We start from the raw sequence: 22,316 nt of genomic DNA, 5'->3' as shown, positions 1-22,316 counted from the left end.
TTTGTACTACGTAGCGGACGGAGACTGGCCGGAGGTCATCCTGACCCACGACGCTCCACTGAGCGCCCACTGCGGGCTGCTCCTCACCAGCGATCTGAACCGCACCATGCGCTCCCGCAACAGATCCCGGAGTCCACCCTCACCCACCAGCAGCTCTACCCCTACCGCAGCGACTCCGAGTCCGTACACAACCAGTTGGACCAGAGCATGTGGAACAACCGCATGATCTCCTACGGTCTCGAACGCCAGAAGGTCTTCCTGCTCGGCTTCGCCCTCGCCCAGAACGCCACCAGCCGACGCGTCTCGCTGGAGCGATCAGGGGCACTACAGGCGGTGGGAACAGGGCGGAAGCCGGCGTAGTACTGCCGAGAAGATCAGTCGGCGGCTCTCTGCCTGCTTCCATGACGGATCAACCGATGGGGACAGCCGGGCACCGGGATGCGGACGCTCACGCCGCACGATGACGCGGGTGCCGTCGGGGTAGCCGGTGAGGTCGATCATGCCGGTCAGCTCGGCGGCCTCTGCTCCGTCGCGCAGGGATCCGTCCTGTTCCAGGGCCGGGTGCCGGTCGGGCAGGGCCCGGATGTGGTGCAGGAAGCACAGCAGCGGGTGGTAGCCGAAGCCGCGCTTGTAGGCGGCGGCTGCCTGCTCCTTCTCGGAGTGGCAGGTGACCAGGGTGGCGTCGAGGTCCAGGACCAGGCAGGGCAGGTCGCGCCCGCCCGCGCGGGACGCTGGTATGCCGTCGCGGGTGTCGGCGGCTTGCAGCCAGGCGATTTCGCGTGCGGTGGGTGTGGCGGCGACCGGGCCGAACACCTCGCGCTGGTCACGCAGGACAGCGAGGTCAGTGATGGTCTCGCCGCCGTCGGCGAGCATCACGGCCAGGTCGACCGCCACCCGGCCGGGGGCGTGCCCCGTGCCGCGCGGCCGCAGCCGACGCAACCATCCGCCACGGCATGGCTGGGGCAGGGCTGCGAGGCGGGTGAATGCGCTGGTCGGGCCGGTGACTTCGGCCAGATCGGCCGGCAGACGGGATCCGGCATGGCTGACCACCCCGCGACCGTCGGCCGAGACCACAAGTCGGGGACGTGACCCGGTGGTGTGCACGCGGAAAGTGCCTTCCCCCGCGAGACGACAGAAGCCTTGGACAAGCCCTGTCGTCCCAGTTCAGAAGGCACTTTCGCTGTGCCGCTCATGCTCCGGACACGACCCCGAGTGAAACGCGCGGGCCAGGGCGTGTTTCCGTGCCCGTTGCCTCGCTGCCGGGCTCAGAACCCGGGGAAAATCCTGCGCAGGTCGTCGAGGGTGAGGGTGTCGCCGGTGAGGGTCACGGAGGACGGGGTGTGGGCGGGGGCGTGCCGACCGGCGACGAGTCGCAGCCACCACTCGGCGGGAGCCGTCAGCACGGCGTCGGCGTTCTCGGGTTCGCCGGTGAGCGCGACCGTCTCGCCCACCGAGAGACCGAAGGCGCGCTCGGGTGCGGTGGTGTGCACCGCGACGGCGACGGGGCGGTTCTCCAGGGCGTCCGCCTTGCCGAGGAAGCCCAGCATCATGCCGGCCTGGTCGAGGAGCGGCCCGGTCGCGGCGGACGCCAGGGTCGTCGACGGGTCGAAGGCCACCTCGACGTCCCACGAGTGGTGGGCGAACTCACTGAGCCGGAGCCCCGCCGCGGTCGCGACGTCCACCGGCGCGGGCAGGAAGCCGAGGTCGATCCGGAGGTCGCTGCGGGCCCCCGCGTCGAGGCCCTCGTAACGTTCGACCAGCGCCTGGTTGGCGGTGACGAAGCCTTCGGCGCGCTCGGCCGGGGTCATCGCGTCCCAGCGGGCCCACACCGACTTGTTGAAGTCGCCGTCGGGGGCACCCGTACCGCCCGTCGCGCCCTCCAGTGCGGCCAGGCCAATTTCGGCGCCGCTGCCCAGATGGCTGAGCACCTGGGAGACGTCCCACTCCGACGCGCCGGACGGGCGGGTGAGATCGGCGGCGGTGAGTCTGTGCACCACAGCGGCGAGGTGGTTGTGCCCGCTGCGCAGGGCGCCGATGATCCGGTCTGTGGCTTCGGTCATGTTCTTTTCCCCAATGAAGGCGATCTGATTCGGTGTTGTCGTCACACGGCTGTCGGTGTCACACGGCGGTCTGGAACGAGCGCTTGGAGAAGCCGATCGTGTACCCCTCGACGGTGGTCCGCACCGGCCGGTCGGGGTGCGCGGCGGCGCCCAGGGTGATGAACAGCGGGATGTAGTGGTCGACGGTCGGATGGGCGTACGGCATACCGGGCGCCCTCGTCCGGAACGCGGCGAGTTCGTCCACCACGCCGCGCGCGAGGGCGTCGGCGGCCCAGGCGTCGAAGTCGGCGGACCAGACCGGGACTTGGCCTTCGAGCATCGCACGGGTGATGAACGGCAGCCCGTGCATCATAAAGCCGGAGCCGATCACCACCACACCCTCCTCGGCCAGCGGGTACATGGCCATCAGCGGCACCCAGGCCCCCCCCCGTGGTCGAGCCCTCGGCCGGCGTGCTGGTGGACCGGTTCGCCGTCCGGCATGGTTCCGGCGACTCGGCGGGCGAGCGCGGTCGCGTCAGGGGTGTCGTACCGCATCGTGTAGTAGCGCGGGTGGAAGCCCCCGAAGGCGTAGACGAGCGGGGTGTGCGCGGCCGGTCCGGACAAGGACAGCGACCAGGCAGTTACGTGACGCGGGCCGGAGAGGTCACACGAGCCTGACCGGCCCGGCGTCGATCGGCAGGCGGACCAGGAGATAAGGCTTGCGGCGCAGATCCTCGCCCTCGTGGAAGAGCGACATCCGGTTGAGCTGGTTGGCGGTGGCGTACAGGTGCCGGTCCGAGGCGACGGTACAGCGGGTTTCCGGTGTCGAGGATCCACAGCCGGTCGGCCGGGTCGACGACGATGCTCTGCACCGACTGGAAGTGCCCGGCCAGGTCGGAGGCGTCCTCGCGGTTCACCTCGGCGTTGGGGTAGGCCACGGGCTTCCCGTGCCGCAGTTCGGCGACGGTGAACGGGACGTCGTCGCCCCAGCGGGGGAAGTTGACGAAGATACGGCCGTGGCGTGAGACGGTGACACCCGTCGGCATCGAGCCCCAGAAGCGGGCGACGACCGTGTACTGACCGGCGGTTGGGCCAGCGGTTGGACTGGTGGCGTGGGCGGGTCCGGCGAGTTGGGCGGCGGCCAGCGATGCGGTGGTCGCGCCGAGGAATGTACGTCGTTTCATGGGAGCGTCTCCTGTTGGGTCTGGCGCACCATGAACTTCGCCGTGGACAGCAGTTCTCTGGTGCGCGGGTGGCGGGCGGTGAGGTCCATCGTTGAGAACGCCCTGTCGTGGATGCGCAGGGCGAGACGGTCGCGGTGGAACCCTGGGGATGCCCTGCTTTCCTGCGCTGATTCGTGTCCTGAGAACAACAGTCATCGCAGGTAGCAGGGCATCTCCAGGGTGGATCCAGGCTCAGTGGGCCATCACGGGCTCGCCCTCGGACGGCTCCAGAGCCCGATTCGGCAGCAGGAACGCCGCGATCACCGCACCGACCACGAAGAACCCGGAGCCCCACGCCAGGGTGGCCGTGTAGCCCTCGACCCCGGCCTGCGCCGCGGCCAGCGCGCCGGGCTTGTGCGAAGTCAGGTAGTCGGTCGCGGCCGACGAGGCGACGGTGGTCAGCAGCGCCGTGCTGATCGAGCCGCCCACCTGCTGACCGGTGTTGATCAGTGCCGAGGCGACGCCCGTGTCCTCGTGGTGCAGGCCTGAGGTCGCCCCCTGGAACGCGGTGGTCATCACCGCGCCGATGCCGAGGCCCAGCAGGATCAGGCCGGGCATGATGTGGGCGGCGTAGGTGCTGTCCAGTTCGAGCCGGGTCAGCAGGGCCATACCGGCTGCGGCGACCAGGAAGCCGGCGCTGACGACGATCTTCGGGCCGACCCTGGGCAGCACCAGCGAAGGCATCGTGGTCGACGAAGCGACGACGGCCGCGACCATCGGCAGGAACGCCAGACCGGTCTTGATCGGCGAGTAGCCGAGGCTGGCCGCGAAGTAGTAGGTCAGGAACAGGAAGATCGAGAACATCCCCATGCCCAGGACGAACACCGCCAGGAACGAACCACCGCGGGTCCGGTCCAGCACGACGCGCAGCGGCAGCAGCGGATGCGCGACCCTGGACTGCAGCCAGACGAACACCGCGAGCAGCACCACGCCGACGATCATGGAGCCGAGGGCGACCGGGTTGGTCCAGCTGGTGGACTCGACGTGCGCGAACCCGTAGACGACGGCGAACAGCGCGGCGCTCACCACGACGATGCCCGGAATGTCGAGTTTAGGCTTCTTGGTGATCACGGGCTTGGCCAGCAGCAGCAAGGCACCGATCAGGGCGGGGGCCGCGAAGGCGACGTTCACGTACATCACCCAGCGCCACGACGCCCATTCGGTGAGCATGCCGCCGAGCAGCAGCCCGATCGCGCCGCCCGCACCGCCCAACGCACTGAAGATACCGAAGGCCTTCGCCCTTTCAGACGGTTCGGTGAAGGTCACGCTGAGCAGTGAGAGTGCCGCGGGCGCGAGCACTGCGGCGAAGAGGCCTTGGGCCACACGTGCCGCGACGAAGATCTCGAAGCTGCCGGCCGAGCCGCCGACGACGGACGCGGCCCCGAAACCTGCCAAGCCGATCACGAAGAGGGTACGTCGGCCCAACAGGTCACCGAGTCGGCCGCCGAGCAGCAGCAGGCTGCCGAACGCCAGGGCGTAACCCGTGATGACCCACTGCCGGCTGCCGTCGCTGAAGCCGAGGTCTTGCTGCGCCTCGGGCAGTGCGATGTTCACGACGGTCGCATCGAGCATGACCATGAGCTGTGCCATGCCTATGACGGCCAGCACCCACCAGCGCACGGCATGTGAGCCGCGAAGGCCCGACTCTTTCTTTCCGGAGGCGGGCGCCCCGCGGTCGATGCTGGTACTCATTTTTTCCCTCGCTTGCTGGGCATGGCTGAAAGCCGTCTGGAATCTGATTGGTTTCCTCACCGATGAAGGTGAGGTGAGTGGGTGACGGGCTGAGATCTCAGGGCTTCGAGATCATCGTGTGGCCGCTTTGGGGCTTGCCTCGGCGATCTTCTGGAGGGCCGCGTCGGTGTCCGCGGTGGCCAGCATCCTGTTGATGTCGGCGCCGGCCAGTGCGCCGGCCGCTGCGGAGGCCCCGACCTGGGCGACCAGATCGGTGGCGTTGCCGGCCACCCACACACCCGGCACCTCGGTGGTGCCGGCCATGCCGGAGGCGAAGCCGCGGCCCGTCGGCAGGTCCTGCACCGGCAGGCCCAGACCTTCCAGGCCCTGGGTGCGGGCCTGCATCGGCGAGGCGACCGCGAGGACGCGGCGGGCCACGACCTGGCCGTCGGCCAGGCGCACCCCGGCGAGGGCACCGTCCTCGTCGTTGACGACCTCGGTGACCGGGGTGTCGATGACGCGGATGCCGCGGGCGGCGAAGCGGGCGCGGCTGTCCTCGTCCAGGTCGGTGCCGCGGGTGAAGTAGGTCAGGTCCTCGGTCAGCTGACGGAACAAAAACGCGTGGCCGATGGAGGCCGGGCCGGTGGCGAGGATGCCGATGGGCTCGTCGCGCACCTCCCAGCCGTGGCAGTACGGGCAGTGCACCACACTGTGTCCCCAGTGCTCGGCGAGTCCGGGCACCTGTGGCAGCACATCCGTGAGGCCGGTGGCCACCAGGATGCGGCGGGCGGTGATGCTGCGGCCGTCGGCCAGGGTGACGGTGAACCGCAGGTCCCCGTCCGCCGACGGGGCGGCGGACTCGGCCGAGACCACCTCGCCGTTAACGACGCGTCCGCCGTACTGGCGCACCTGCTCCCGGCCCCGTCGAAGGATCTCGGACGGCGGGGTGCCGTCCAGGGCGAGGAGGCCGTGCACGGCCTCCGCGGGCGCGTTGCGCGGGGAGCCGCTGTCGATCACGACGACCGAGCGGCGGGAGCGGGCGAGGATCAGTGCGCCGTTCAGCCCCGCGGCGCCCCCGCCGATCACCACCGCGTCGACGGTCCCCTCGGCCAGTGCGTCGCTCGCGTACAAAGGAGTCGCCACAGCCATGGCCTCCTGCCTTTCCTTGTCAGTCATGGTTCGGTCAGCCCTTCGAGTTCTGGGTGGTCGGAGGGGGGTCAGCCGTTCAGGAAGCCGAGGATGTGGTCGGCGACCGTCTTGGGCTGCTCGAGGTGCAGGAAGTGCCCTGCGCCGGGTACGACGATGCGTTCGAGGCCGTTCGTGTACAGGTCGTCCATGCCGTCGCTCAACTCCACGGACATGCAGTTGTCGTCGGCCCCGTGGAGGTAGAGCGACGGGACGGTGAGGGCGCCGAAGACCCGGGCTTGCAGGGCTTGGGCCGCCTCGTCCGCGGGGGGCGTGAACAACTGGCGGTAGTAGCCCAGGATCTCGGTCAGGACTCCGGGAGCACCCAGGGTTTCCTTGAGCGCGGCCCGCTCCGCGTCCGGCAGTTCGTAGCCGGGCGACCATTCCCGCCAGAGCCGGTCGATGAAGGCGAAGTCGTCGAGTTCGATGGCCGCCTCGGCCATGGCTGTCTGGAAGAAGAACATGTACCAGCTGAGTCGCTGCTGGTCACCGTCGGTGACCAATGCGTTCAGCAGTTGACGGCCAGGGGGACCCGCCATGGTGACAAGCTTGCGGACACGTCTCGGGTCGAGGCTCGTAGCCGCGTACGCCGCCGCGGCGCCGAAGTCGTGGCCGATGAGATCCGCCTGCTCGCGCCCGAGGGCTTCGATGAGGGCGAGGACGTCCTGGCCGGTCGTGGCAATGCGGTAGGAGCCGTCGGGGGCCGCGCCGCCGGGCCAGTATCCGCGCTGTGCGGGCGCGACCGCCCAGTACCCTTCCTGCGCGAGGCGGTCGAGGGTCCCTGTCCAGCTGGCGGCATGGTCGGGAAACCCGTGGAGGCACACGACGAGCGGCCCGCTGCCGGCCTCAAGGATCGGGACCTCCAGTCCGCCTGCCTGAACCGTCCGATGACGGACGCGGTCGGTCGCCTGGGACCCCCTGGCCGGGGAGTCCTCGCCAAAGGGCGGTCGCTGGGTCATCTGTGTCATGAGTTCAACCTCCAAGCCGCCTTCGCGGCGTCGCGGTCCGGCAAGCCCGGACCAGGTAGCAAGTAAGCGGCGTAGGTGATCGCGTACGCGCTGAGCACCACGCTCAGGTTCGACAGCGAGGACTCGTGGATACCGCGGCCGATGTAGGACAGCCCGACGTTCGTGATGTACAGATCCAGTACGGCGATGAAACTCGCCGTCGCGAGGATCGCGAGGACCAGACCGGGCCTTGCCGGCCTGGAAAGCGTCGCAACGCCGGGCGGCGCGGAGGAGTTCAAAGGCATGGGTTGCCCTCGATCGCGCCAGACGTGCACGCAGCCTGTTTGGTGAGCTCAGGACGTTGTGTACTGAACAGTCAGAAACCTAGGCGGTTCTGTACTGAGTTGTCAAGTGCGGCAGGTCGACCCTCGCGCACCACGACGATGCCTGGAATGTCGAGTTCGGGCTTCTAGGCGATCACAGGCTTGGCCAGCAGCAGCAAGGCACCGATCAGGGCAGGGGCCGCGAAGGCCACGTTCACCTACATCACCCACCGCCACGACGCCCATTCGATGAGCATGCCGCCGAGCAGCAGCCCGAACCGCTCGATGGTTTCGGGCCCGTAGATGCCGGCGAAGTCCTCGCCGAGGCGAACAGCAGAAGACCGCGCTGCCACGCTGTGATCGAGACTCAGCGTGGACCAGGTAGGGGCCGGTTTGATGCCGCATCTTCTTGAGTTGGAAGGATGCATGTCATGCCGAAGAAGGTGGATCCCGAGCTGAGGGCCCGAGCCGTCCGGCTGATGCTGTAGCACCGTGCCCAGTACCCGACCAGATACCGCGGCGGTGCTGACGGTGTCCAAGCAGGTCGGGGTAGGCAGAAGTCGTTGTGGCGCTGGGGCGCCGAGGCCGAGATTGACGGCGGCGAGGCGCCCAGGGTCACGACCGAGGAGAACGAGGAGATCCGCCGGCTGCGTGAGGACGTGGCGATCCTGAAGGCGGCCACAACTTTCTTCGCCGGGGAGCCCGACCCCCGCAACGGCTGGTGATCGCCTTCATCGGCGAGCAGCGTTCACCTGACGGTTCTGACCGACCGGGTTGACGGTTGCATGGCTGGTCGCCGGGCGGAGATCCGCCCCATCCCGCCGTCCGCAACAACGCCATGTCAGAGTCCGTCCCGCGCCGCCCATCCCGGTGGTCTCGCCGCGAGGGTCGAGTGATCCGCTACTGGGCCCATGCCGCGATCCGTGCCGCGATCGCCTCGGGGGCCTCGATGTGCAGGAAGTGACTGACGTCGGGGACGACCTCCAGCGCGTGCGGGGCGGCGAACCGATGTCGGTCGTCGACCTGCGCGGGGAGGATGCAGCCGTCGTCGGCACCGTGGAGCTGCAGGAGGGGCATCGCGATCGTCCGATGAGTGGAGTGCCGAACAGGTTCTGCGGCACAGATGAATCCTGACATCCACCACTGACAGCCCTGGTCGGCCAGGCTCAGCGCAGCGTGTCCGCCCAGTTCGCCGGCACGCGCCCCGCCGGTCCCGGCGTGGGCTGGTCGGCAGGGTGGGCGGCCGGGGGAGCCAGGGCCGGACCGGACTCGTAGAGCTCGGACGTCTCGAAGTTCCAGAACCAGGCCTCGCCGGGCTCGTAACTGCGGATCATCGGATGGCCGGTGGCCCGGAAGTGGCCGGTGGCGTGCTTGGCGGGTGAGTCGTCGCAGCAGCCGATGTGACCGCACTGGGCGCAGCGCCGCAGATGGAACCACCAGCCGCCGTCGGCGTCGCACTCGACGCATCCGGCACCGCTGGGCGGGACGCCCGGGTCGATGCCGGTGTCCTTGGTCATGAGGGCTCCTGGGCCGGGTCGGGGACGGTATCGGGCTCGGTGTCGGGGTCGGTGGCGGTGAGGGGGAGCAGCACCTGGAAGCGGGTGTCGCCGGGCACGGACTCGACTTTCAGGTCACCGTGGTGCTTGTTGACGACGATCCGCCAGGAGATGTCGAGCCCCAGCCCGGTGCCCTCGCCCACCGGCTTGGTGGTGAAGAACGGGTCGAAGATCCGGCCGCGGATCTCGGCCGGCACTCCCGGGCCCGTGTCGCGGAACTCCACCAGCAGCCGGTCGTGCACCAGAGCGGTGCGTACGGTCAACGTCCCTTCGCCGCCCGCGCCCTTGATGGCGGAGACCGCGTTGTCGATCAGGTTGGTCCACACCTGGTTCAGTTCGGCCGGGTAGGCCGGAATCCTCGGCACCGAACGGTCGTACTCCTTCACGACCTTGACCTGGGGACCGATCTTGCCCGACAGCATCAGCAGCGTGCTGTCGAGGAGTTCGTGCACATCGGCGACCTGGTAGGGGGCGCGGTCCAGCTGCGAGTACTGCTTGGCGGCATCGACGAGGTGCGAGATACGGGTGGTGGAGTCCTCGATCTCGGACATCAACAGCTCGGCCTCGACCGTGTAGTTGAGGCACTCGATGGCACTCTGCAGGATTCCCGGCTCGTCGACGGCCGCCGCGATCTGCTCCAGCCAGTCGACGTCGAGACCGCCCTGCACGAAGGTCGGCGCGATCTGCCAGCCGTTCTGGACACCGTGGTCGTCGAGCCAGTCGGCGAGTTCGTCCTCCCGGTCGGACGCTTCGAGCGGGCTCAGTGCCGGCGCCTTGGAGACCCGCTCGGCCGTACGCTCCTGGAGGTCGACCAGGGCCTTCAGGGCGTCGCCGTGGTGGGGGCCCGAGGCGATGACGCCGAGCGTGTTGCGCATGTGCGCGACCCGGTCCCTGAGCGACGAGGTGGCCCGTACGGCCGCCGCGGCCGGGTTGTTGAGCTCATGGGTGAGACCCGCGGACAACGAGCCCAGCGCCAGCAGCCGTTCGCGCTGCCCGACGGCCCGCTGAAAGGTCTGCGAACCGAGGGTGATCCCCTCCAGGAGATGGACCGCCATCGGAAACCACTCGTGGACGAAGTTCGCGAACGATCCGGCGGGCAGGACGAAGAACCGCGTCGGCTCCGACACCCGCAACGAGTTCATGTACCGCTGCGGTTTTCCGTCCCAGAGGTATGCCATCACGGCCCCCGCGTACACCCCTGGCTGGGACGTGCGGCTCACCTCGATGTCGTCGGCGCCGACCCGGCGGGACATGACGAGCGTGCCCTCGATCATCACGTAGAAGTCGGTCGCCGGGTCACCTTCGGTGAACACCGGCCCGGGGTCGAACAGTTCGACCCGCCCCTCGCTGCACAGTCTGCCGAGCTGCTCGGCGTTCAGCTTCTCGAAGAGGAACAGCGAGCTGATCTCCGCCGCGCTGCACGGCATCAGCCGCCCGCTCACGACTGCTCCAGATACCGGTGTACGAGCATCACGGCCATGGCTCCCTCTCCGACGGCGGACGCGACCCGCTTCGCGGACTCCGCGCGCGCGTCCCCGGCGACGAACACGCCGGGGATGTTGGTCTCCAGGTGGTACGGCGGCCGGTCCAGCTCCCAGTTGGCCGGTGGCCGCCCGTCCGCGGTCAGATCGGGCCCGGCGAGGATGAACCCGCGCTCGTCCCGCAACACCGTCCCCTCCAGCCAGTCGGTCAGCGGGGCCGCGCCGATGAACACGAACAGCCACTGCGCGTCGACCCGTTCGGTCTGCCCGCTCGTCGTGTCGCGCAACGTCAGCTGTTCCAATTGATTGTCGCCGTGCGCGGCCTCGACGACCGTGTGGGCCCGCACAAAGATGTTCGGCGACTCGGCGATCTGCTGGATCAGATAGTGCGACATCGACGCGGTCAGGTCCGCCCCGCGCACCAGCAGCGTGACCGACTTGGCGCCCCGGGACAGGTACATCGCCGCCTGCCCGGCCGAGTTGGCGCCACCGACGATGTACACGTCGTGGCCCTGGCAGGCGGCGGCCTCGGTGAGCGCGGACCCGTAGAACACCCCGCGGCCCGACAGCTCGTCGGCCCCCGGCGCCTCCAGCTGCCGGTAGGACACACCGGTCGCCAGGATCACGCTGTGCGCCGCGATCGCCGACCCGTCCGCGAACCGTACGAGCCGCGCAGCCCCGCTGCTCTCCAGACCGGTCACCTCACGGGCGGTGAGGATCTCGGCGCCGAACTTCGTGGCCTGGCGTCGCGCCCGGTCGGTGAGCTGGCCGCCGGACACCCCGTCCGGGAAGCCCAGGTAGTTCTCGATCCGCGAACTCTGCCCGGCCTGCCCGCCGGTCGCCGACCGCTCCACGAGCACCGTCCGCAGCCCCTCCGAGGCCCCGTACACGGCAGCGCCCAGCCCGGCCGGCCCGCCGCCGATGACGACCAGGTCGTAGAAGTCGGCCGTGGGTGTCGTCGCCAGTCCCACGTGCGCGGCCAGTTCGGGCACCTCCGGCTCGACGAGCGCCGTACCGTCCGCCGTGATCACCACCGGCAGCCGCTGCCCGTCCTCGCCCGCCGCGGCCAGCAACCGCTGCCCCTCGGGCTCCTCGGTGGAGTACCAGCGGTACGGCACCTGGTTGCGGGCCAGGAACTCCCGTACGTCCGACGAGCGCGCCGACCAGCGATGCCCGACCACCTTGGTGCTCGGCACCGGCCGGAAGTCACTGCACCGCCACGCCTCCAGGAGGTCGTCGAGCACCGGGTAGAGCTTCTCCTCCGGCGGGTCCCAGGGCTTGAGCAGATAGTGGTCGAGGTCGACGACGTTGATCGCGTCGATCGCCGCGTCGGTGTCCGCGTAGGCGGTGAGCAGTACGCGGCGGGCGCCGGGATAGACGTCCATGGCCTGTTCGAGGAACTCGATGCCGTTCATCTGCGGCATCCGGTAGTCGGCCAGGAGCACCGCCACCAGATCACCGCGCAGCTTCAGCTCCCGCAGCGCCTCCAGCGCGGACTCGCCGGACTCCGCGCGCACGATCCGGTACGACTTGCCGTAGCGCCGGCGCAGGTCACGGGCGACGGCCCGGGACACCCCGGGATCGTCGTCCACGGTCATGATGACGGTCCGCGCAGCGTCCGCGGCCTGTGCCATAGGTCTCCCACCCCGAGTGATCGGATCACCGGTCGGCGCCGGCTCGAGGCCGGCGTCGCCTTTCAGCCATCGTATGTCCGATCGCCCCGCTCCGGTTAGCTCCGCCGAGAGCCAAGCACGCAGAACTCGTTGCCCTCCGGGTCCACCAGTGTGGTCCAGGATTGCTCTCCTTGGCCGATGTCCGCGTGCCGCGCCCGAGGGCCGGCAGCCGGTCGACCTCGGCCTGCCGGTCGGCCCCGCGCCGCCCATCCCGGTGGTCTCGCCGTGAGGGGCTTCGGTGTCTCTGGTTTTGGACATGTGCGTCTGCTCAGGCGCCGGGTGTACTGCGGGGTCAGCCGGCCAGTCGGTTGAGCTTGCGGACTTGTCTGTCGAAGGCGCGCGAGGGCACGATCCGGCGCAGGAGGCTGACGCGTGCGGCCATCGAGCCGGCTGTGTACCGGAGCTTGGGCTGGGAATCGGTGGCGGCCGCGACGATCACCTTAGCGACAACGTCCGGGTGGTCGGCGTTGCGCAAGGCCGTGGCCAGCACGTCTCGGGAGACCTCCCGCTGTGCGGCGTAGATCGGCAGGGGCGAGTCGGGTGCCATGCTGCTCGCCTCGAAACTCGTGCGTGTGTAGGTCGGCTCGACCAGCAGCATCCGGACGCCGTGCTCGCGAAGCTCGTGATCGACGGACTCGGCGTAGCCCTCGACCGCATGCTTGGTGGCGGCGTAGACGGCCATGAAGGGCGCTGGGATCCGACCGAGCATCGAGGAGACGTTGACCACGCGGCCACTGCCCTGGGCGCGCATCTGGGGCAGCACTGCGTTGGTCATCCGCATCAGGCCGAAGACGTTGATGTCGAAGACCTCCTTGGCCTGGTTGATCGAGCTCTCCTCGCCGGCGCCGACCGCGCCCACGCCTGCGTTGTTGACCAGGACGTCGATCCGGCCGAACCGCTCGATCACTTCCCCGACCAGGGAGCGGACCGAGTCGTCGCCGGCCACGTCGAGGTCGAGGAACGTCACTCCGGCGAGCGGCTCGGCCTTCGCCGCGTTGCGGCTCGTGCCGACCACCGCGAAGCCGGCGTCCACGAGGGCGAGCGCTGCCGCCCGCCCGATCCCGGAGGAGGCGCCCGTCACGAGGGCCACGGGGGAAGCTGCTGTCTGCATGGTGGTTCCTTCGGTTGTGGGCATGACCGACACGAGCCCGGGGTGGTTGTGTACTGAACAGTCAGGAACCTAGATGGTTCTGTACTGACTTGTCAAGAAGGGTGGGTCGGCTTTACCTTCGGTGTATGGCCAGACCACGAAACTTCGACCCCGACCACGTCCTGCATGCCGCCGAGCGGCAGTTCCGCACCACGGGCTACAACGGCACGAGCGTCGACGACATCAGCGCCGCCACCGGCCTGGGCCGCGGCAGCCTCTACGCCGCCTTCGACGGCAAACACGGCGTGCTGCTGCACGCGATGACCGGCTACTTCGCCCGGCTGGGGCAGGGTCCGCCGAAGATCCTCGCCGGACCCGACGAGGGCGCCCTGGAACGACTGCACGCCTACTTGCTCCGCGCCGTCCACGGGGTGCCACTCGCCCCCGACGTACCCCCCGCCCCCGACCGGACGGCGGCGGCCTGCTTCGCCGCCAAAATGGCCCTGGAGATCGGCACCTCCGACCCCGAGGTGAAACGCCTGGCCAACGACTGCTTCTCCGTAGTCCGGACGGCGGTGGCCGAGTGCGTGCGAGCGGCCCAGCGCAACGGCGACATCGACCCCGACGCGGACCCCGACGACCTCGCCTACCTCCTGCTGACCGTCATCCGCGGGAGCGATGTCGTAGGCGCCTACGGCCACAGCCCCGCCCGCCTGACCTCGATCGCGGAGAGCGCGTTCGCCTTGCTGCCCCGCCCACGCCACCCCTGACAAGGCCACGGCCGGGCTCATTGCACCGGCATCTGACGCGGTCGGCCCACTCCGATCGCCACGGAGACACGGCCCGCAGGCTTACGCGCCGCCGGGCGGTCGTCCGGGCGGCTGGCCGAAGAACTGCGCCCGCATCCAGTCGAGTTGCTCCACCGCATGCGCGGTGTCGCCGAGCCTGAACTGCACGGTCAGTCGCCGAACGCCTCGCCGCCAGCAGACAGTGGTACTTCGGCCGCCGCTCCGCCAACTCGGACCGCGCGTGCAGGAATGCGTGCCAGTGCTCCGCCTCGGTGCCCTCGTAGAGCTGGGTGGCGTCCCCGCGGATGCGGGCAGCAGTACGGACTCCCGCTGGGCGTCGACGAGTCGGCGACCGGTCCGATCGTCGCCATCCTGCGCGAGCGTCAGCCCGAGGTCCTGCTCCCCACGTGGCGAACGCCCCCGTACCCGGGACCACAACCAGGCACAGGCGACCACCCCGCTGACGCGCAGGATCACCCCGACCCACGGCCACCACCGCGCACCCGGCCGCTCGTCACCGCCCAGGGGTTCCAGTTCGAGCCGCGCCAGCCACAGGTCTGCGAGGTTCACCCCCGACCTGCTGCTGGACATCACACCCGTGTCCGACGTCGAGACCAAGACGACGGGCTGCACGACCGCGCAGGACCACATGGTCCGTCCGAGCTGACGGCAATGGGCTTCCCTGCCTTTCGCGAGGGGTCTCGGCGCAGGACACGGTCAAGGCCGACCCCGGCCCGTGAACGCGCCCGCCGTGGTCGCCGTGGTCGCCGGCACCACCGTCCGACGTACTTGACAACTCAGTACAGAACCACCTAGGTTTCTGACTGTTCAGTACACAACCGTCCTGAGCTCACCGGACAGGCTGCGTGCACGCCTGGCGCCATCACCGTCCCGTCGCTCTACCTCCACGGGGCCGACGACAACTGCTTTTCCGTGGAGGTGAGCGACGGCATGGACGACCTGTTCACGAACGGCTTCGAACGCATCGTCATACCCGGCACAGGGCACCGGTCGCCAACCACATCCTGGGCTTCCTGAACGACTGACCCCCCGCCAACCACCCAGAACTCGAAGGGTTGACCGAACCATGACTGACAAGGAAAGGCAGGAGGCCATGGCTGTGACGACTCCTTTCGTGGAAAAGCACCGCGGCACCGAGGCTATGCTGGCCCTCCTCGACGCGATGGACCAGATGCCGAGCGCCAGCCTGCTGCGGGCCCGCTCCTACGAGCTGCTGTCTCTTGTCCCGGGCTCGTCTGTCGTGGACGTCGGCTGCGGTGCCGGGCGGGCCGTCGCCGAGCTGGCCGAGCGTGGCGTTCACGCGGTGGGCGTGGATCCCGATCCGCGGATGCTGGCCGCGGCCCGGAAACGGTGGCCGGCGGCCGAGTTCCGGGAGGCGGGGGCGGAGGATCTGCCGTTCGCCGACGGAAGTGTGCGCGGCTACCGTGCCGACAAGGTCTTCCACGCACTTCAGGAGCCATGGCGCGCGGTGGCGGAAGCGCGGCGCGTCCTCTGCTCGGGCGGCAGGATCGTCCTGGTCGGGCAGGACTGGGACGCCATCATGGTCGACTCTGATGATGCGGCGCTCACCCGCACGATCATGCACGCCCGCGCCGACCTCCTGGGCACGCCCCGCGCCGCCCGCCAGTACCGCAACCTGCTCCTGGACGGCGGCTTCAACGACGTCACCGTCGAGGTGCACACCAGCGTGTTCACCGATCCCGCGATGCTGTCGCTGCTCACCGGGCTCGCCGAGTCGGCCTGCATGAGCGGTGCCGTCGGCCGTGACCAGGCCGATGAGTGGCTCGCCGAACAGCAGCGACGCGCCGAGGCCGACCGCTTCCTCATCGCCATTCCGTTCTTCGTGGCTGCCGCCTCCGCCTAGAGAGCAGATGGAGCACGGGCTGCGGGGATCCGCTTGACCGGGGAACGGTGACCACGCCTGCCAGGCGCTCGTGGCCGATGTGGGTTTCCTTGGCCAGCTGGGGGTGGCCCCCTTCCGTGCGAGACGCCTGGTCATGAGGGTGATGACGGCCCAGACGATCAGGGTCTCAGTACTGGATGAGCCGTTCGTAGTCCCGGGCATGGCGGCGTGCGTGCATCATCCACGCGGGCGACCTCGACGACCCGGCGGCGGGGCAGCACGACGAAGCCAGAGGCGTCCTGGGGCGGCTGACCGGCTTGACGGTCAGGTTGTCACCGGCCCGGTCGAACGGCCGGTCAGCTCGGCGAGTTCACGGCGGGCCTCCGCCTGGTCGTCGAGTACGACGGCGACGATCCCGATCCGCACGAGCAGTGGCGCGACCTGGCGTCCGCGCCGATCGCCGACGACGTACCGGAGTCGGCGGACGGGCGCCGCGATCATGTTTTCACGTCGGCAAGGCGTTCCCGACAGGGACCAGGAGGACTGACCTGCGACATCACCTGGGACCAACTGACGGGTGCCGGGCTGCAGTTGCGGCGCTCGGCGGACGGCGGGCGGCACGTCGACGTGGGGGTCTACGGCGACTACGCCTTCGTCAACCGCGGTTACACCGCCGGCCCCGATGCCTCGGACCGCTGGCAGGAGAGCCGGACGCCCTTCGACCTGTCCGCCCGCACGGTCCGCCTGCGCGTCCTCGTCGACCGCACGTCCGTCGAGATGTTCGTCGACGACGGCCGGTACGCGCACTCGACCGTGGTCTTCCCCGACCCGTCCGACACCGGGCTGGCCCTGCTCACCATCGACGGGCAGGCGGTGTTCCGGAACATGGTGATCCGGGAGTTCGCGGTCTGATCCGAAGGGAGGTGGCCGGTGGGATGACCGCGACGGACGAGGTCGGCGGCGGCGCCTGGCGCGCCGGGGCTCTCGTCGAGGAACAAGCGCGAGGGCCGCACCGGGCGCGCTCGGTTCCGCGTCGGCCGAGCTTCGGGGCCATGAGGTGGGGCGGGTCCCGCGTGAGGCAGCGGCCGCTGGGGCGTGATACGGGGGCTTCGGCTCGGCGTGACAAAATGGGGGCCGTTCGTCCGTCCTTTGATGCTGCGAGGTTCTCCGTGAGCAAGCACGTGGCCCGCGAGCCGCTGCGCCGTAATTCGCGGTCCAACCGGGCGCGCATCCTGGCCACGGCCCGTGAGGAGCTGGGGCGGAACCCCGATGTCACGCTGGAGGAGGTGGCGCGGGCCGCCGGGGTCGTCCGGCGCACCCTCTTCGGGCACTTCCCAGGGCGGGCGGCGCTGCTGGAGGCGCTCGCCGAGGAAGCCGCCGAGACGTTGCGGAACGCGGTGGAGGCCGGGCCGGAGCAGGGGGAGTCGGCCGAGCGGGCGTTGGCGTGGTTCGTACTCCGGATGTGGCCCGTGGGCGACCGCTACCGCATGCTGGTGGCGCTCACCCGGCGGGACCTCGGCGCCGAGCGCTTCGCCGAGGTGCTCGCGCCGGCCCGGGAGGCCGCCATCGGGATCCTGGAGCGCGGGCAGCGGGACGGCGTCTTCCACTCCCATCTGCCGCCGGCCGTGCAGAGCGCAGGCCTGATGGCGTTGATCGTAGCTCTGGTGGAGTCCGTCAACACCGGCGCGCTGGAGGACGACGGGCACCGGATCGCCACGGCCACCCTCATCGCGGCCGGCGTGCCGGAGGATCGGGCGAGCGCGGTGGTCGAGGAGGTTGCGTCGGCGATGGCTACGGCTCTTCCGGCCCACGGCACCTGATTTCTCTCCGGCCGACCCGTTCGACGAGGTGTCCCGGGCGTCGTCGCGGCGGAAGGTGACCGACTTGCCGGAGAAGTGGGCGGTGAGGCCCTGCTCCGTGGTGGTGACCGAGCGCAGTCGGAGGCCGTCGGGGATTTTCCGCGGCGCGATCGGCTCGGCGAAGACCTGGCCGAGCGACTTCTCACCGGCCTCGGGCAGGGCGACGCGGCCCGCGACCTTGAAGTCCTTGCAGGTGACGCGGTTGCCGGAGGCCGCCGAGACGGTCGTCGTCGCGGTGACCTCGAAGCCGAGGGTGGTCAGGACGCGGGCGCGGATCCGGTCGGAACCGTAGCCCCGGGTCAGTTCCAGGCCCAGGGCGTCGGACAGGTCCGCGTACGACAGGAAGGCGGTCGCCTCCGCCGAGCGGGCCCGGGCCTCGCTGTCGTCGTCCGACTTCGTCAACCCGTCCATCCTCCGGGCGAGTTCGGTCACCGGCGGCGGGCGGTCGGAGCCGTCGGCGGGTTCGTGCGAGTACGAGAACTCGCACTCCTGGTCACGGTCGTGCTCGGGGCGGGGCGGTACCTCGGCCCTCCTCCAAGGGGCTTCAGGGGACAGGGAGTTGGGGGCGGACATGTGTGTGAGTGCGAGTGGTGTACGGGCACGGGGTTTCAGACGGGACTCGGGGGCGACCCGGACTTCCGTACCTGATCGACCTTCGCGATGGCGGTGTCCGGGGCGACTCCGGCGGCGATGAGGGCGGCGGTGGCGGCGCCGGTGCCGTCGTCGGAGCACAGGCCGCGGTCGATGCAGTCGAGCAGGGCCAGCAGTTGGGCCTCGATGGCTCGGCCGAGCGGGTCGGGCGGGACGGTGGTCTGGAAGACGCCCTGTCGGCGGCCGTGGGCGAAGACCCTCGCGGCCATGTCGCGGGCGGGGGTCAGCAGTTCGTCGACGCGTGCGCGTGCGAGGTCCTGGCCGCGGGCCAGCCGGATCAAGGTGCGGTAGCGGTCGCCGACGGGCCACACCATGAGGACGAATCGCGCCAGGTCCGCGACGGCGTCGGGGGTCGGGGCCGGGGCACCCGCGACGGCGCGCCGGATCGCCTCCGCGGCCTCGGCGGCCAGGCCCTCGACGAGCGCGGCCCGGCCGGCGAAGTGGACGTACACGGTGCGCCGGGCCACACCGGCGGCACCGGCGATGTCCTCCAGGCTGCTGTCGGGGTCGCGGGTCAGTTCCCGCCGAGCCGCGTCGAGGATCCGGGCACGGGTGGCCCGCGCGTCCCGCCGCTGCGCCGAAGTCGCGGTCGAAGTCGGCGCGGGGGACGAAGTCGAAGTCGGAGCAGGAGGGGGCGGCGTCTCGTGGGGCCGGGCCGGAGACCGTCCCGGCCTCGTCGTCGGTGTTCGTGCTGGTCGGCTGGTCACGTCGGTACCTCGAGGGCAGGTGGGAGGAGAGAGTCATCGCGATAGTTGCACAGCGAGGGGCAATAAACTAGTGTGCACATCGATGGGCAATTAAGTGCTTTCGCTCGTCCGCCCCGTCCCTCTCAGGAGCTACTGATGTCCTTCCTTGCAAATACCCCCGTGGAGAAGATGACCGGGCCTTACGCGCGGCGCTGGTGGGCGCTGCTCGTGCTGTGCCTGAGCCTGCTGATCACGGTGATGGCGAACACGTCGCTGATCGTCGCCGCCCCCGACATGACCACCGAGCTGGGCCTGAGCAGCAGTGATCTGCAGTGGGTCGTCGACTCCTACACCGTTCCGTACGCGGCGCTGATGCTGGTGCTGGGCGCGATCGGCGACAAGTACAGTCGGCGCGGCGCGCTGGTGCTGGGTCTGCTGATCTTCGCCGGCGGTTCGGTGATGGGGAGCATGGTCGACGAGACCTCGCTGGTCATCGTGGCCCGCGCGATCATGGGTGTGGGTGCCGCGGTTGTGATGCCGGCCACGCTGTCCCTGGTGGTCGCGACCTTCCCCCGGAGCGAGCGGGCCAAGGCCATCACCGCCTGGGCCGCGACCTCCGGGGTGGCGGTAGCCGTCGGCCCGCTGGTCTCCGGCTGGCTGCTTGAGGACCACGCCTGGGGCTCGACCTTCCTGATCAACGTGCCGATCGCCCTCGTCGCCGTGTTCGGCGCGCTCGCTCTGGTACCGCCGTCCAAGGCGGAGGGCATGGGCCGGATCGACTACGTCGGTGGTCTGCTGTCGATCGTCACCGTCGGCTCCCTGATCTACGCCGCCATCGAGGGCCCGCACTTCGGCTGGGGCGCCGGCCCCGTCACCGCCGCCGTGGTCGCCGGTGCCGGTCTGGCCGCCTTCGTCGCCTGGGAGCTGCGGCACCCGCACCCGATGCTGGACGTCCGAAAGTTCGCGCTGCGGCCCTTCAGCGGCTCGATGCTCGCGGTGATGTTCTTCTTCTTCGGTATGTTCGCCGTGCTCTACTACTCGACGCAGTTCCTGCAGTTCGTCCTCGGCTACGGCGCCCTGGACACGGGCCTACGGCTGCTGCCGCTGGGCGGTGCGGTGTTCCTCGGGTCCGCGCTGACCGGGTTGTTCACCCCGAAGCTGGGGGTGAAGGTGATGGTCGTGACCGGCATGGCCATCGGCACGGCGGGCATGTTCCTGCTCACCCAGATCGACAAGGGGTCGACGTACGGGGACTTCCTGGCACCGCTGTTGATGCTGGGCCTCGCGCTCGGACTGGCCATCTCCCCGGCGACCGACACGATCATGGGCTCCTTCCCCGAGTCCGAGCTGGGCGTCGGCGGCGGTGTCAACGACACCGCGCTCGAGCTGGGCGGGGCGCTGGGCATCGCGGTGCTGGGCTCGCTGCTGGGCACGGCCTACCGCGACGAGCTGACCGACCTGGTGGGCAACCGGCTCCCGGCGGAGGCGATGGAGACCGCCAAGGACTCGGTCGGCGCCGGCCTGGCTGTCGCGGAGCGGGTCGGGCAGGATCCCTCCGCCGGGCCCCAGCAGGCCCAGGCCGCCGTGGACGCCGTCCACCAGGCCTTCGCCCACGGAGTCGCCCAGACCAGCCTCATCGGCGGGATCATCATGGCCGCCGGAACACTGATCGTCCTCGCCATCCTGCCGGGACGGCGCGGCTTCGCGAAGCAGAGCGCCGAGGCAGGAGCCGGGACGACGGCGAGCGAGGCGGCCACTGTGCGGGAGCACACCGGGTCCACCCGCTAGATCGCCGGCGGAGCGTCCACTGGATCGCCGGGGACGCATCCGCGGGATCGCCGGGCACCGCGTCCGCCGGATCGCCGCCCGCGGACGAGGCGGCCCAAGCCCTGCAAGCCCGGGTCTTCGGTGCCCTCACCGTCCCGTCGCTCTACCTCCACGGGGCCGACGACAACTGCATGTCCGTGGCGTTGAGCGACGGCATGGACGACCTGTTCACGAACGGCCTCGAACGCATCGTCGTACCCGGCGCGGGGCACTTCCTGCACCTCGAGCAGCCCAAGACGGTCGCCGACCACATCGTGGGCTTCCTGAACGGCTGACCCCCCTCCGACCACCCAGAACTCGAAGGGCTGACCGAACCATGACTGACAAGGAAAGGCAGGAGGCCATGGCTGTGGCGACTCCTGCGTACGCGAGCGACGCACTGGCCGAGGGGACCGTCGACGCGGTGGTGATCGGCGGGGGCGCCGCGGGGCTGAACGGCGCACTGATCCTCGCCCGCTCCCGCCGCTCGGTCGTCGTGATCGACAGCGGCTCCCCGCGCAACGCGCCCGCCAAGGCCGTACACGGCCTCCTCGCCCTGGACGGCACCCCGCCGTCCGAGATCCTTCGACGGGGCCGGGAGCAGGTGCGCCAGTACGGCGGACGCGTCGTTAACGGCGAGGTGGTCTCGGCCGAGTCCGCCGCCCCGTCGGCGGACGGGGACCTGCGGTTCACCGTCACCCTGGCCGACGGCCGCAGCATCACCGCCCGCCGCATCCTGGTGGCCACCGGCCTCACGGATGTGCTGCCACAGGTGCCCGGACTCGCCGAGCACTGGGGACACAGTGTGGTGCACTGCCCGTACTGCCACGGCTGGGAGGTGCGCGACGAGCCCATCGGCATCCTCGCCACCGGCCCGGCCTCCATCGGCCACGCGTTCTTGTTCCGTCAGCTGACCGAGGACCTGACCTACTTCACCCGCGGCACCGACCTGGACGAGGACAGCCGCGCCCGCTTCGCCGCCCGCGGCATCCGCGTCATCGACACCCCGGTCACCGAGGTCGTCAACGACGAGGACGGTGCCCTCGCCGGGGTGCGCCTGGCCGACGGCCAGGTCGTGGCCCGCCGCGTCCTCGCGGTCGCCTCGCCGATGCAGGCCCGCACCCAGGGCCTGGAAGGCCTGGGCCTGCCGGTGCAGGACCTGCCGACGGGCCGCGGCTTCGCCTCCGGCACGGCCGGCACCACCGAGGTGCCGGGTGTGTGGGTGGCCGGCAACGCCACCGATCTGGTCGCCCAGGTCGGGGCCTCCGCAGCGGCCGGCGCACTGGCCGGCGCCGACATCAACAGGATGCTGGCCACCGCGGACACCGACGCGGCCCTCCAGAAGATCGCCGAGGCAAGCCCCAAAGCGGCCACACGATGATCTCGAAGCCCTGAGATCTCAGCCCGTCACCCACCCGCCTCACCTCCATCGGTGAGGAAACCAATCAGATTCCAGACGGCTTTCAGTCATGCC

25 protein-coding genes and 4 pseudogenes are annotated in these 22,316 nt (G+C 70.1%); 9 read left to right on the top strand and 20 right to left on the bottom strand.

Features of this window, described 5'->3' with window-relative positions:
- Window positions 1-207 precede the first annotated feature (207 nt).
- Window positions 208-360 carry a hypothetical protein gene (locus ACFYO2_RS43515; RefSeq protein WP_388361332.1) on the top strand — a complete coding sequence of 51 codons (153 nt, stop codon included), beginning with the start codon at window positions 208-210 and terminating at the stop codon, window positions 358-360.
- Here the strand turns inward: ACFYO2_RS43515 and ACFYO2_RS43510 are convergent.
- The 10 genes from ACFYO2_RS43510 to ACFYO2_RS43465 all read right to left on the bottom strand — a co-directional run bounded on the left by ACFYO2_RS43510 (window position 325) and on the right by ACFYO2_RS43465 (window position 7,927).
- The gene (locus tag ACFYO2_RS43510) at window positions 325-1,050 is read right to left on the bottom strand and encodes a hypothetical protein (RefSeq protein WP_388361329.1); all 726 of its coding nucleotides are present in this window, start codon (window positions 1,048-1,050) and stop codon (window positions 325-327) included. The genes ACFYO2_RS43515 and ACFYO2_RS43510 overlap by 36 nt on opposite strands.
- Window positions 1,051-1,265: 215 nt before the next feature.
- A complete protein-coding gene (locus ACFYO2_RS43505; RefSeq protein ID WP_388361327.1) occupies window positions 1,266-2,060 on the bottom strand; it encodes a maleylpyruvate isomerase family mycothiol-dependent enzyme in 795 nt (264 codons plus the stop codon).
- Window positions 2,061-2,118: 58 nt separating this feature from the next.
- A complete protein-coding gene (locus ACFYO2_RS43500; protein WP_388361323.1) occupies window positions 2,119-2,466 on the bottom strand; it encodes a hypothetical protein in 348 nt (115 codons plus the stop codon).
- Window positions 2,466-2,663, bottom strand: a complete 198-nt coding sequence (locus tag ACFYO2_RS43495) for a hypothetical protein (RefSeq protein ID WP_388361320.1) — start codon at window positions 2,661-2,663, stop codon at window positions 2,466-2,468. The genes ACFYO2_RS43500 and ACFYO2_RS43495 overlap by 1 nt, the downstream gene beginning before the upstream one ends.
- A gap of 17 nt (window positions 2,664-2,680) precedes the next feature.
- Window positions 2,681-3,223 carry a hypothetical protein gene (locus ACFYO2_RS43490; RefSeq protein ID WP_388361317.1) on the bottom strand — a complete coding sequence of 181 codons (543 nt, stop codon included), beginning with the start codon at window positions 3,221-3,223 and terminating at the stop codon, window positions 2,681-2,683.
- A gap of 231 nt (window positions 3,224-3,454) precedes the next feature.
- Window positions 3,455-4,954: an MFS transporter gene (locus ACFYO2_RS43485; RefSeq protein WP_388361315.1), complete on the bottom strand. Its 1,500-nt coding sequence runs from the start codon at window positions 4,952-4,954 to the stop codon at window positions 3,455-3,457.
- Window positions 4,955-5,065: 111 nt separating this feature from the next.
- On the bottom strand, window positions 5,066-6,082 hold the full coding sequence (locus ACFYO2_RS43480; RefSeq protein ID WP_388361375.1) for an NAD(P)/FAD-dependent oxidoreductase: 1,017 nt from the start codon (window positions 6,080-6,082) through the stop codon (window positions 5,066-5,068).
- A gap of 68 nt (window positions 6,083-6,150) precedes the next feature.
- Entirely contained in the window at window positions 6,151-7,086 is a 936-nt protein-coding gene (locus ACFYO2_RS43475) for an alpha/beta fold hydrolase (RefSeq protein WP_388361312.1), read from the bottom strand.
- The gene (locus ACFYO2_RS43470; protein ID WP_388361309.1) at window positions 7,083-7,370 is read right to left on the bottom strand and encodes a hypothetical protein; all 288 of its coding nucleotides are present in this window, start codon (window positions 7,368-7,370) and stop codon (window positions 7,083-7,085) included. The genes ACFYO2_RS43475 and ACFYO2_RS43470 overlap by 4 nt, the downstream gene beginning before the upstream one ends.
- A 236-nt stretch (window positions 7,371-7,606) precedes the next feature.
- A complete protein-coding gene (locus ACFYO2_RS43465) occupies window positions 7,607-7,927 on the bottom strand; it encodes a hypothetical protein (protein WP_307076184.1) in 321 nt (106 codons plus the stop codon).
- A 24-nt stretch (window positions 7,928-7,951) separates the two neighbouring features.
- Here ACFYO2_RS43465 and ACFYO2_RS43460 point away from each other — a divergent pair, with 24 nt between their 5' ends.
- Window positions 7,952-8,113, top strand: coding sequence for a hypothetical protein (locus tag ACFYO2_RS43460; RefSeq protein WP_307076186.1), 162 nt, complete (start codon window positions 7,952-7,954; stop codon window positions 8,111-8,113).
- A 175-nt stretch (window positions 8,114-8,288) separates the two neighbouring features.
- Here the strand turns inward: ACFYO2_RS43460 and ACFYO2_RS43455 are convergent, their stop codons facing one another.
- From ACFYO2_RS43455 to ACFYO2_RS43430, 6 genes and pseudogenes are all read right to left on the bottom strand, one after another.
- On the bottom strand, window positions 8,289-8,465 hold the full coding sequence (locus tag ACFYO2_RS43455; RefSeq protein ID WP_388361305.1) for a hypothetical protein: 177 nt from the start codon (window positions 8,463-8,465) through the stop codon (window positions 8,289-8,291).
- Window positions 8,466-8,554: 89 nt separating this feature from the next.
- A complete protein-coding gene (locus tag ACFYO2_RS43450; protein WP_388361302.1) occupies window positions 8,555-8,905 on the bottom strand; it encodes a UBP-type zinc finger domain-containing protein in 351 nt (116 codons plus the stop codon).
- Window positions 8,902-10,371: an ATP-binding protein gene (locus tag ACFYO2_RS43445; protein WP_388361372.1), complete on the bottom strand. Its 1,470-nt coding sequence runs from the start codon at window positions 10,369-10,371 to the stop codon at window positions 8,902-8,904. The genes ACFYO2_RS43450 and ACFYO2_RS43445 overlap by 4 nt, the downstream gene beginning before the upstream one ends.
- A gap of 11 nt (window positions 10,372-10,382) precedes the next feature.
- A complete protein-coding gene (locus ACFYO2_RS43440; RefSeq protein WP_388361300.1) occupies window positions 10,383-12,059 on the bottom strand; it encodes an FAD-dependent oxidoreductase in 1,677 nt (558 codons plus the stop codon).
- A gap of 95 nt (window positions 12,060-12,154) precedes the next feature.
- Window positions 12,155-12,300 (bottom strand): annotated as a pseudogene (locus ACFYO2_RS43435) (VOC family protein); the annotation flags it as partial.
- A gap of 90 nt (window positions 12,301-12,390) precedes the next feature.
- Entirely contained in the window at window positions 12,391-13,209 is an 819-nt protein-coding gene (locus tag ACFYO2_RS43430) for an oxidoreductase (RefSeq protein WP_388361297.1), read from the bottom strand.
- 125 nt (window positions 13,210-13,334) lie between these two features.
- On the opposite strand from ACFYO2_RS43430, the gene ACFYO2_RS43425 reads away from it, so the two are divergent.
- Entirely contained in the window at window positions 13,335-13,958 is a 624-nt protein-coding gene (locus ACFYO2_RS43425) for a TetR/AcrR family transcriptional regulator (protein WP_388361295.1), read from the top strand.
- 1,180 nt (window positions 13,959-15,138) lie between these two features.
- Entirely contained in the window at window positions 15,139-15,861 is a 723-nt protein-coding gene (locus tag ACFYO2_RS43420) for a methyltransferase domain-containing protein (protein ID WP_388361369.1), read from the top strand.
- 63 nt (window positions 15,862-15,924) lie between these two features.
- Here ACFYO2_RS43420 and ACFYO2_RS43415 read toward each other — a convergent pair.
- Both ACFYO2_RS43415 and ACFYO2_RS43410 read right to left on the bottom strand, forming a co-directional pair.
- Window positions 15,925-16,171, bottom strand: a pseudogene (locus ACFYO2_RS43415) (IS5/IS1182 family transposase); the annotation flags it as partial.
- Window positions 16,165-16,341 (bottom strand): hypothetical protein, encoded by a 177-nt coding sequence (locus ACFYO2_RS43410; RefSeq protein ID WP_307076202.1) that lies wholly within the window; start codon window positions 16,339-16,341, stop codon window positions 16,165-16,167. The gene ACFYO2_RS43410 and the pseudogene ACFYO2_RS43415, both read right to left, overlap by 7 nt.
- A 42-nt stretch (window positions 16,342-16,383) precedes the next feature.
- Here ACFYO2_RS43410 and ACFYO2_RS43405 point away from each other — a divergent pair.
- Together ACFYO2_RS43405 and ACFYO2_RS43400 are read left to right on the top strand one after the other, a co-directional pair.
- Window positions 16,384-16,752 (top strand): annotated as a pseudogene (locus ACFYO2_RS43405) (GH32 C-terminal domain-containing protein); the annotation flags it as partial.
- Between the two features lie 257 nt (window positions 16,753-17,009).
- Entirely contained in the window at window positions 17,010-17,660 is a 651-nt protein-coding gene (locus tag ACFYO2_RS43400) for a TetR/AcrR family transcriptional regulator (RefSeq protein WP_388361294.1), read from the top strand.
- A gap of 135 nt (window positions 17,661-17,795) precedes the next feature.
- Here ACFYO2_RS43400 and ACFYO2_RS43395 read toward each other — a convergent pair.
- Window positions 17,796-18,110: pseudogene (locus ACFYO2_RS43395) on the bottom strand (DUF2993 domain-containing protein); the annotation flags it as partial.
- A 197-nt stretch (window positions 18,111-18,307) separates the two neighbouring features.
- The gene (locus ACFYO2_RS43390) at window positions 18,308-19,057 is read right to left on the bottom strand and encodes a TetR/AcrR family transcriptional regulator (RefSeq protein ID WP_388361291.1); all 750 of its coding nucleotides are present in this window, start codon (window positions 19,055-19,057) and stop codon (window positions 18,308-18,310) included.
- A gap of 135 nt (window positions 19,058-19,192) precedes the next feature.
- On the opposite strand from ACFYO2_RS43390, the gene ACFYO2_RS43385 reads away from it, so the two are divergent.
- The 3 genes from ACFYO2_RS43385 (at window position 19,193) to ACFYO2_RS43375 (ending at window position 22,223) form a co-directional block, all read left to right on the top strand.
- Complete coding sequence (locus tag ACFYO2_RS43385; protein ID WP_388361287.1) at window positions 19,193-20,824, top strand: MFS transporter; 1,632 nt, start codon at window positions 19,193-19,195, stop codon at window positions 20,822-20,824.
- 170 nt (window positions 20,825-20,994) lie between these two features.
- The gene (locus ACFYO2_RS43380; protein WP_388361284.1) at window positions 20,995-21,138 is read left to right on the top strand and encodes an alpha/beta fold hydrolase; all 144 of its coding nucleotides are present in this window, start codon (window positions 20,995-20,997) and stop codon (window positions 21,136-21,138) included.
- A 68-nt stretch (window positions 21,139-21,206) separates the two neighbouring features.
- Window positions 21,207-22,223 (top strand): NAD(P)/FAD-dependent oxidoreductase, encoded by a 1,017-nt coding sequence (locus ACFYO2_RS43375; protein ID WP_388361365.1) that lies wholly within the window; start codon window positions 21,207-21,209, stop codon window positions 22,221-22,223.
- The last annotated feature ends 93 nt before the right edge of the window (window positions 22,224-22,316 follow it).

It is taken from the genome of Streptomyces sp. NPDC006602 (assembly GCF_042870385.1).
Classification (GTDB): Bacteria; Actinomycetota; Actinomycetes; order Streptomycetales; family Streptomycetaceae; genus Streptomyces.
This window is presented reverse-complemented; position numbering and strand designations above follow the sequence as displayed.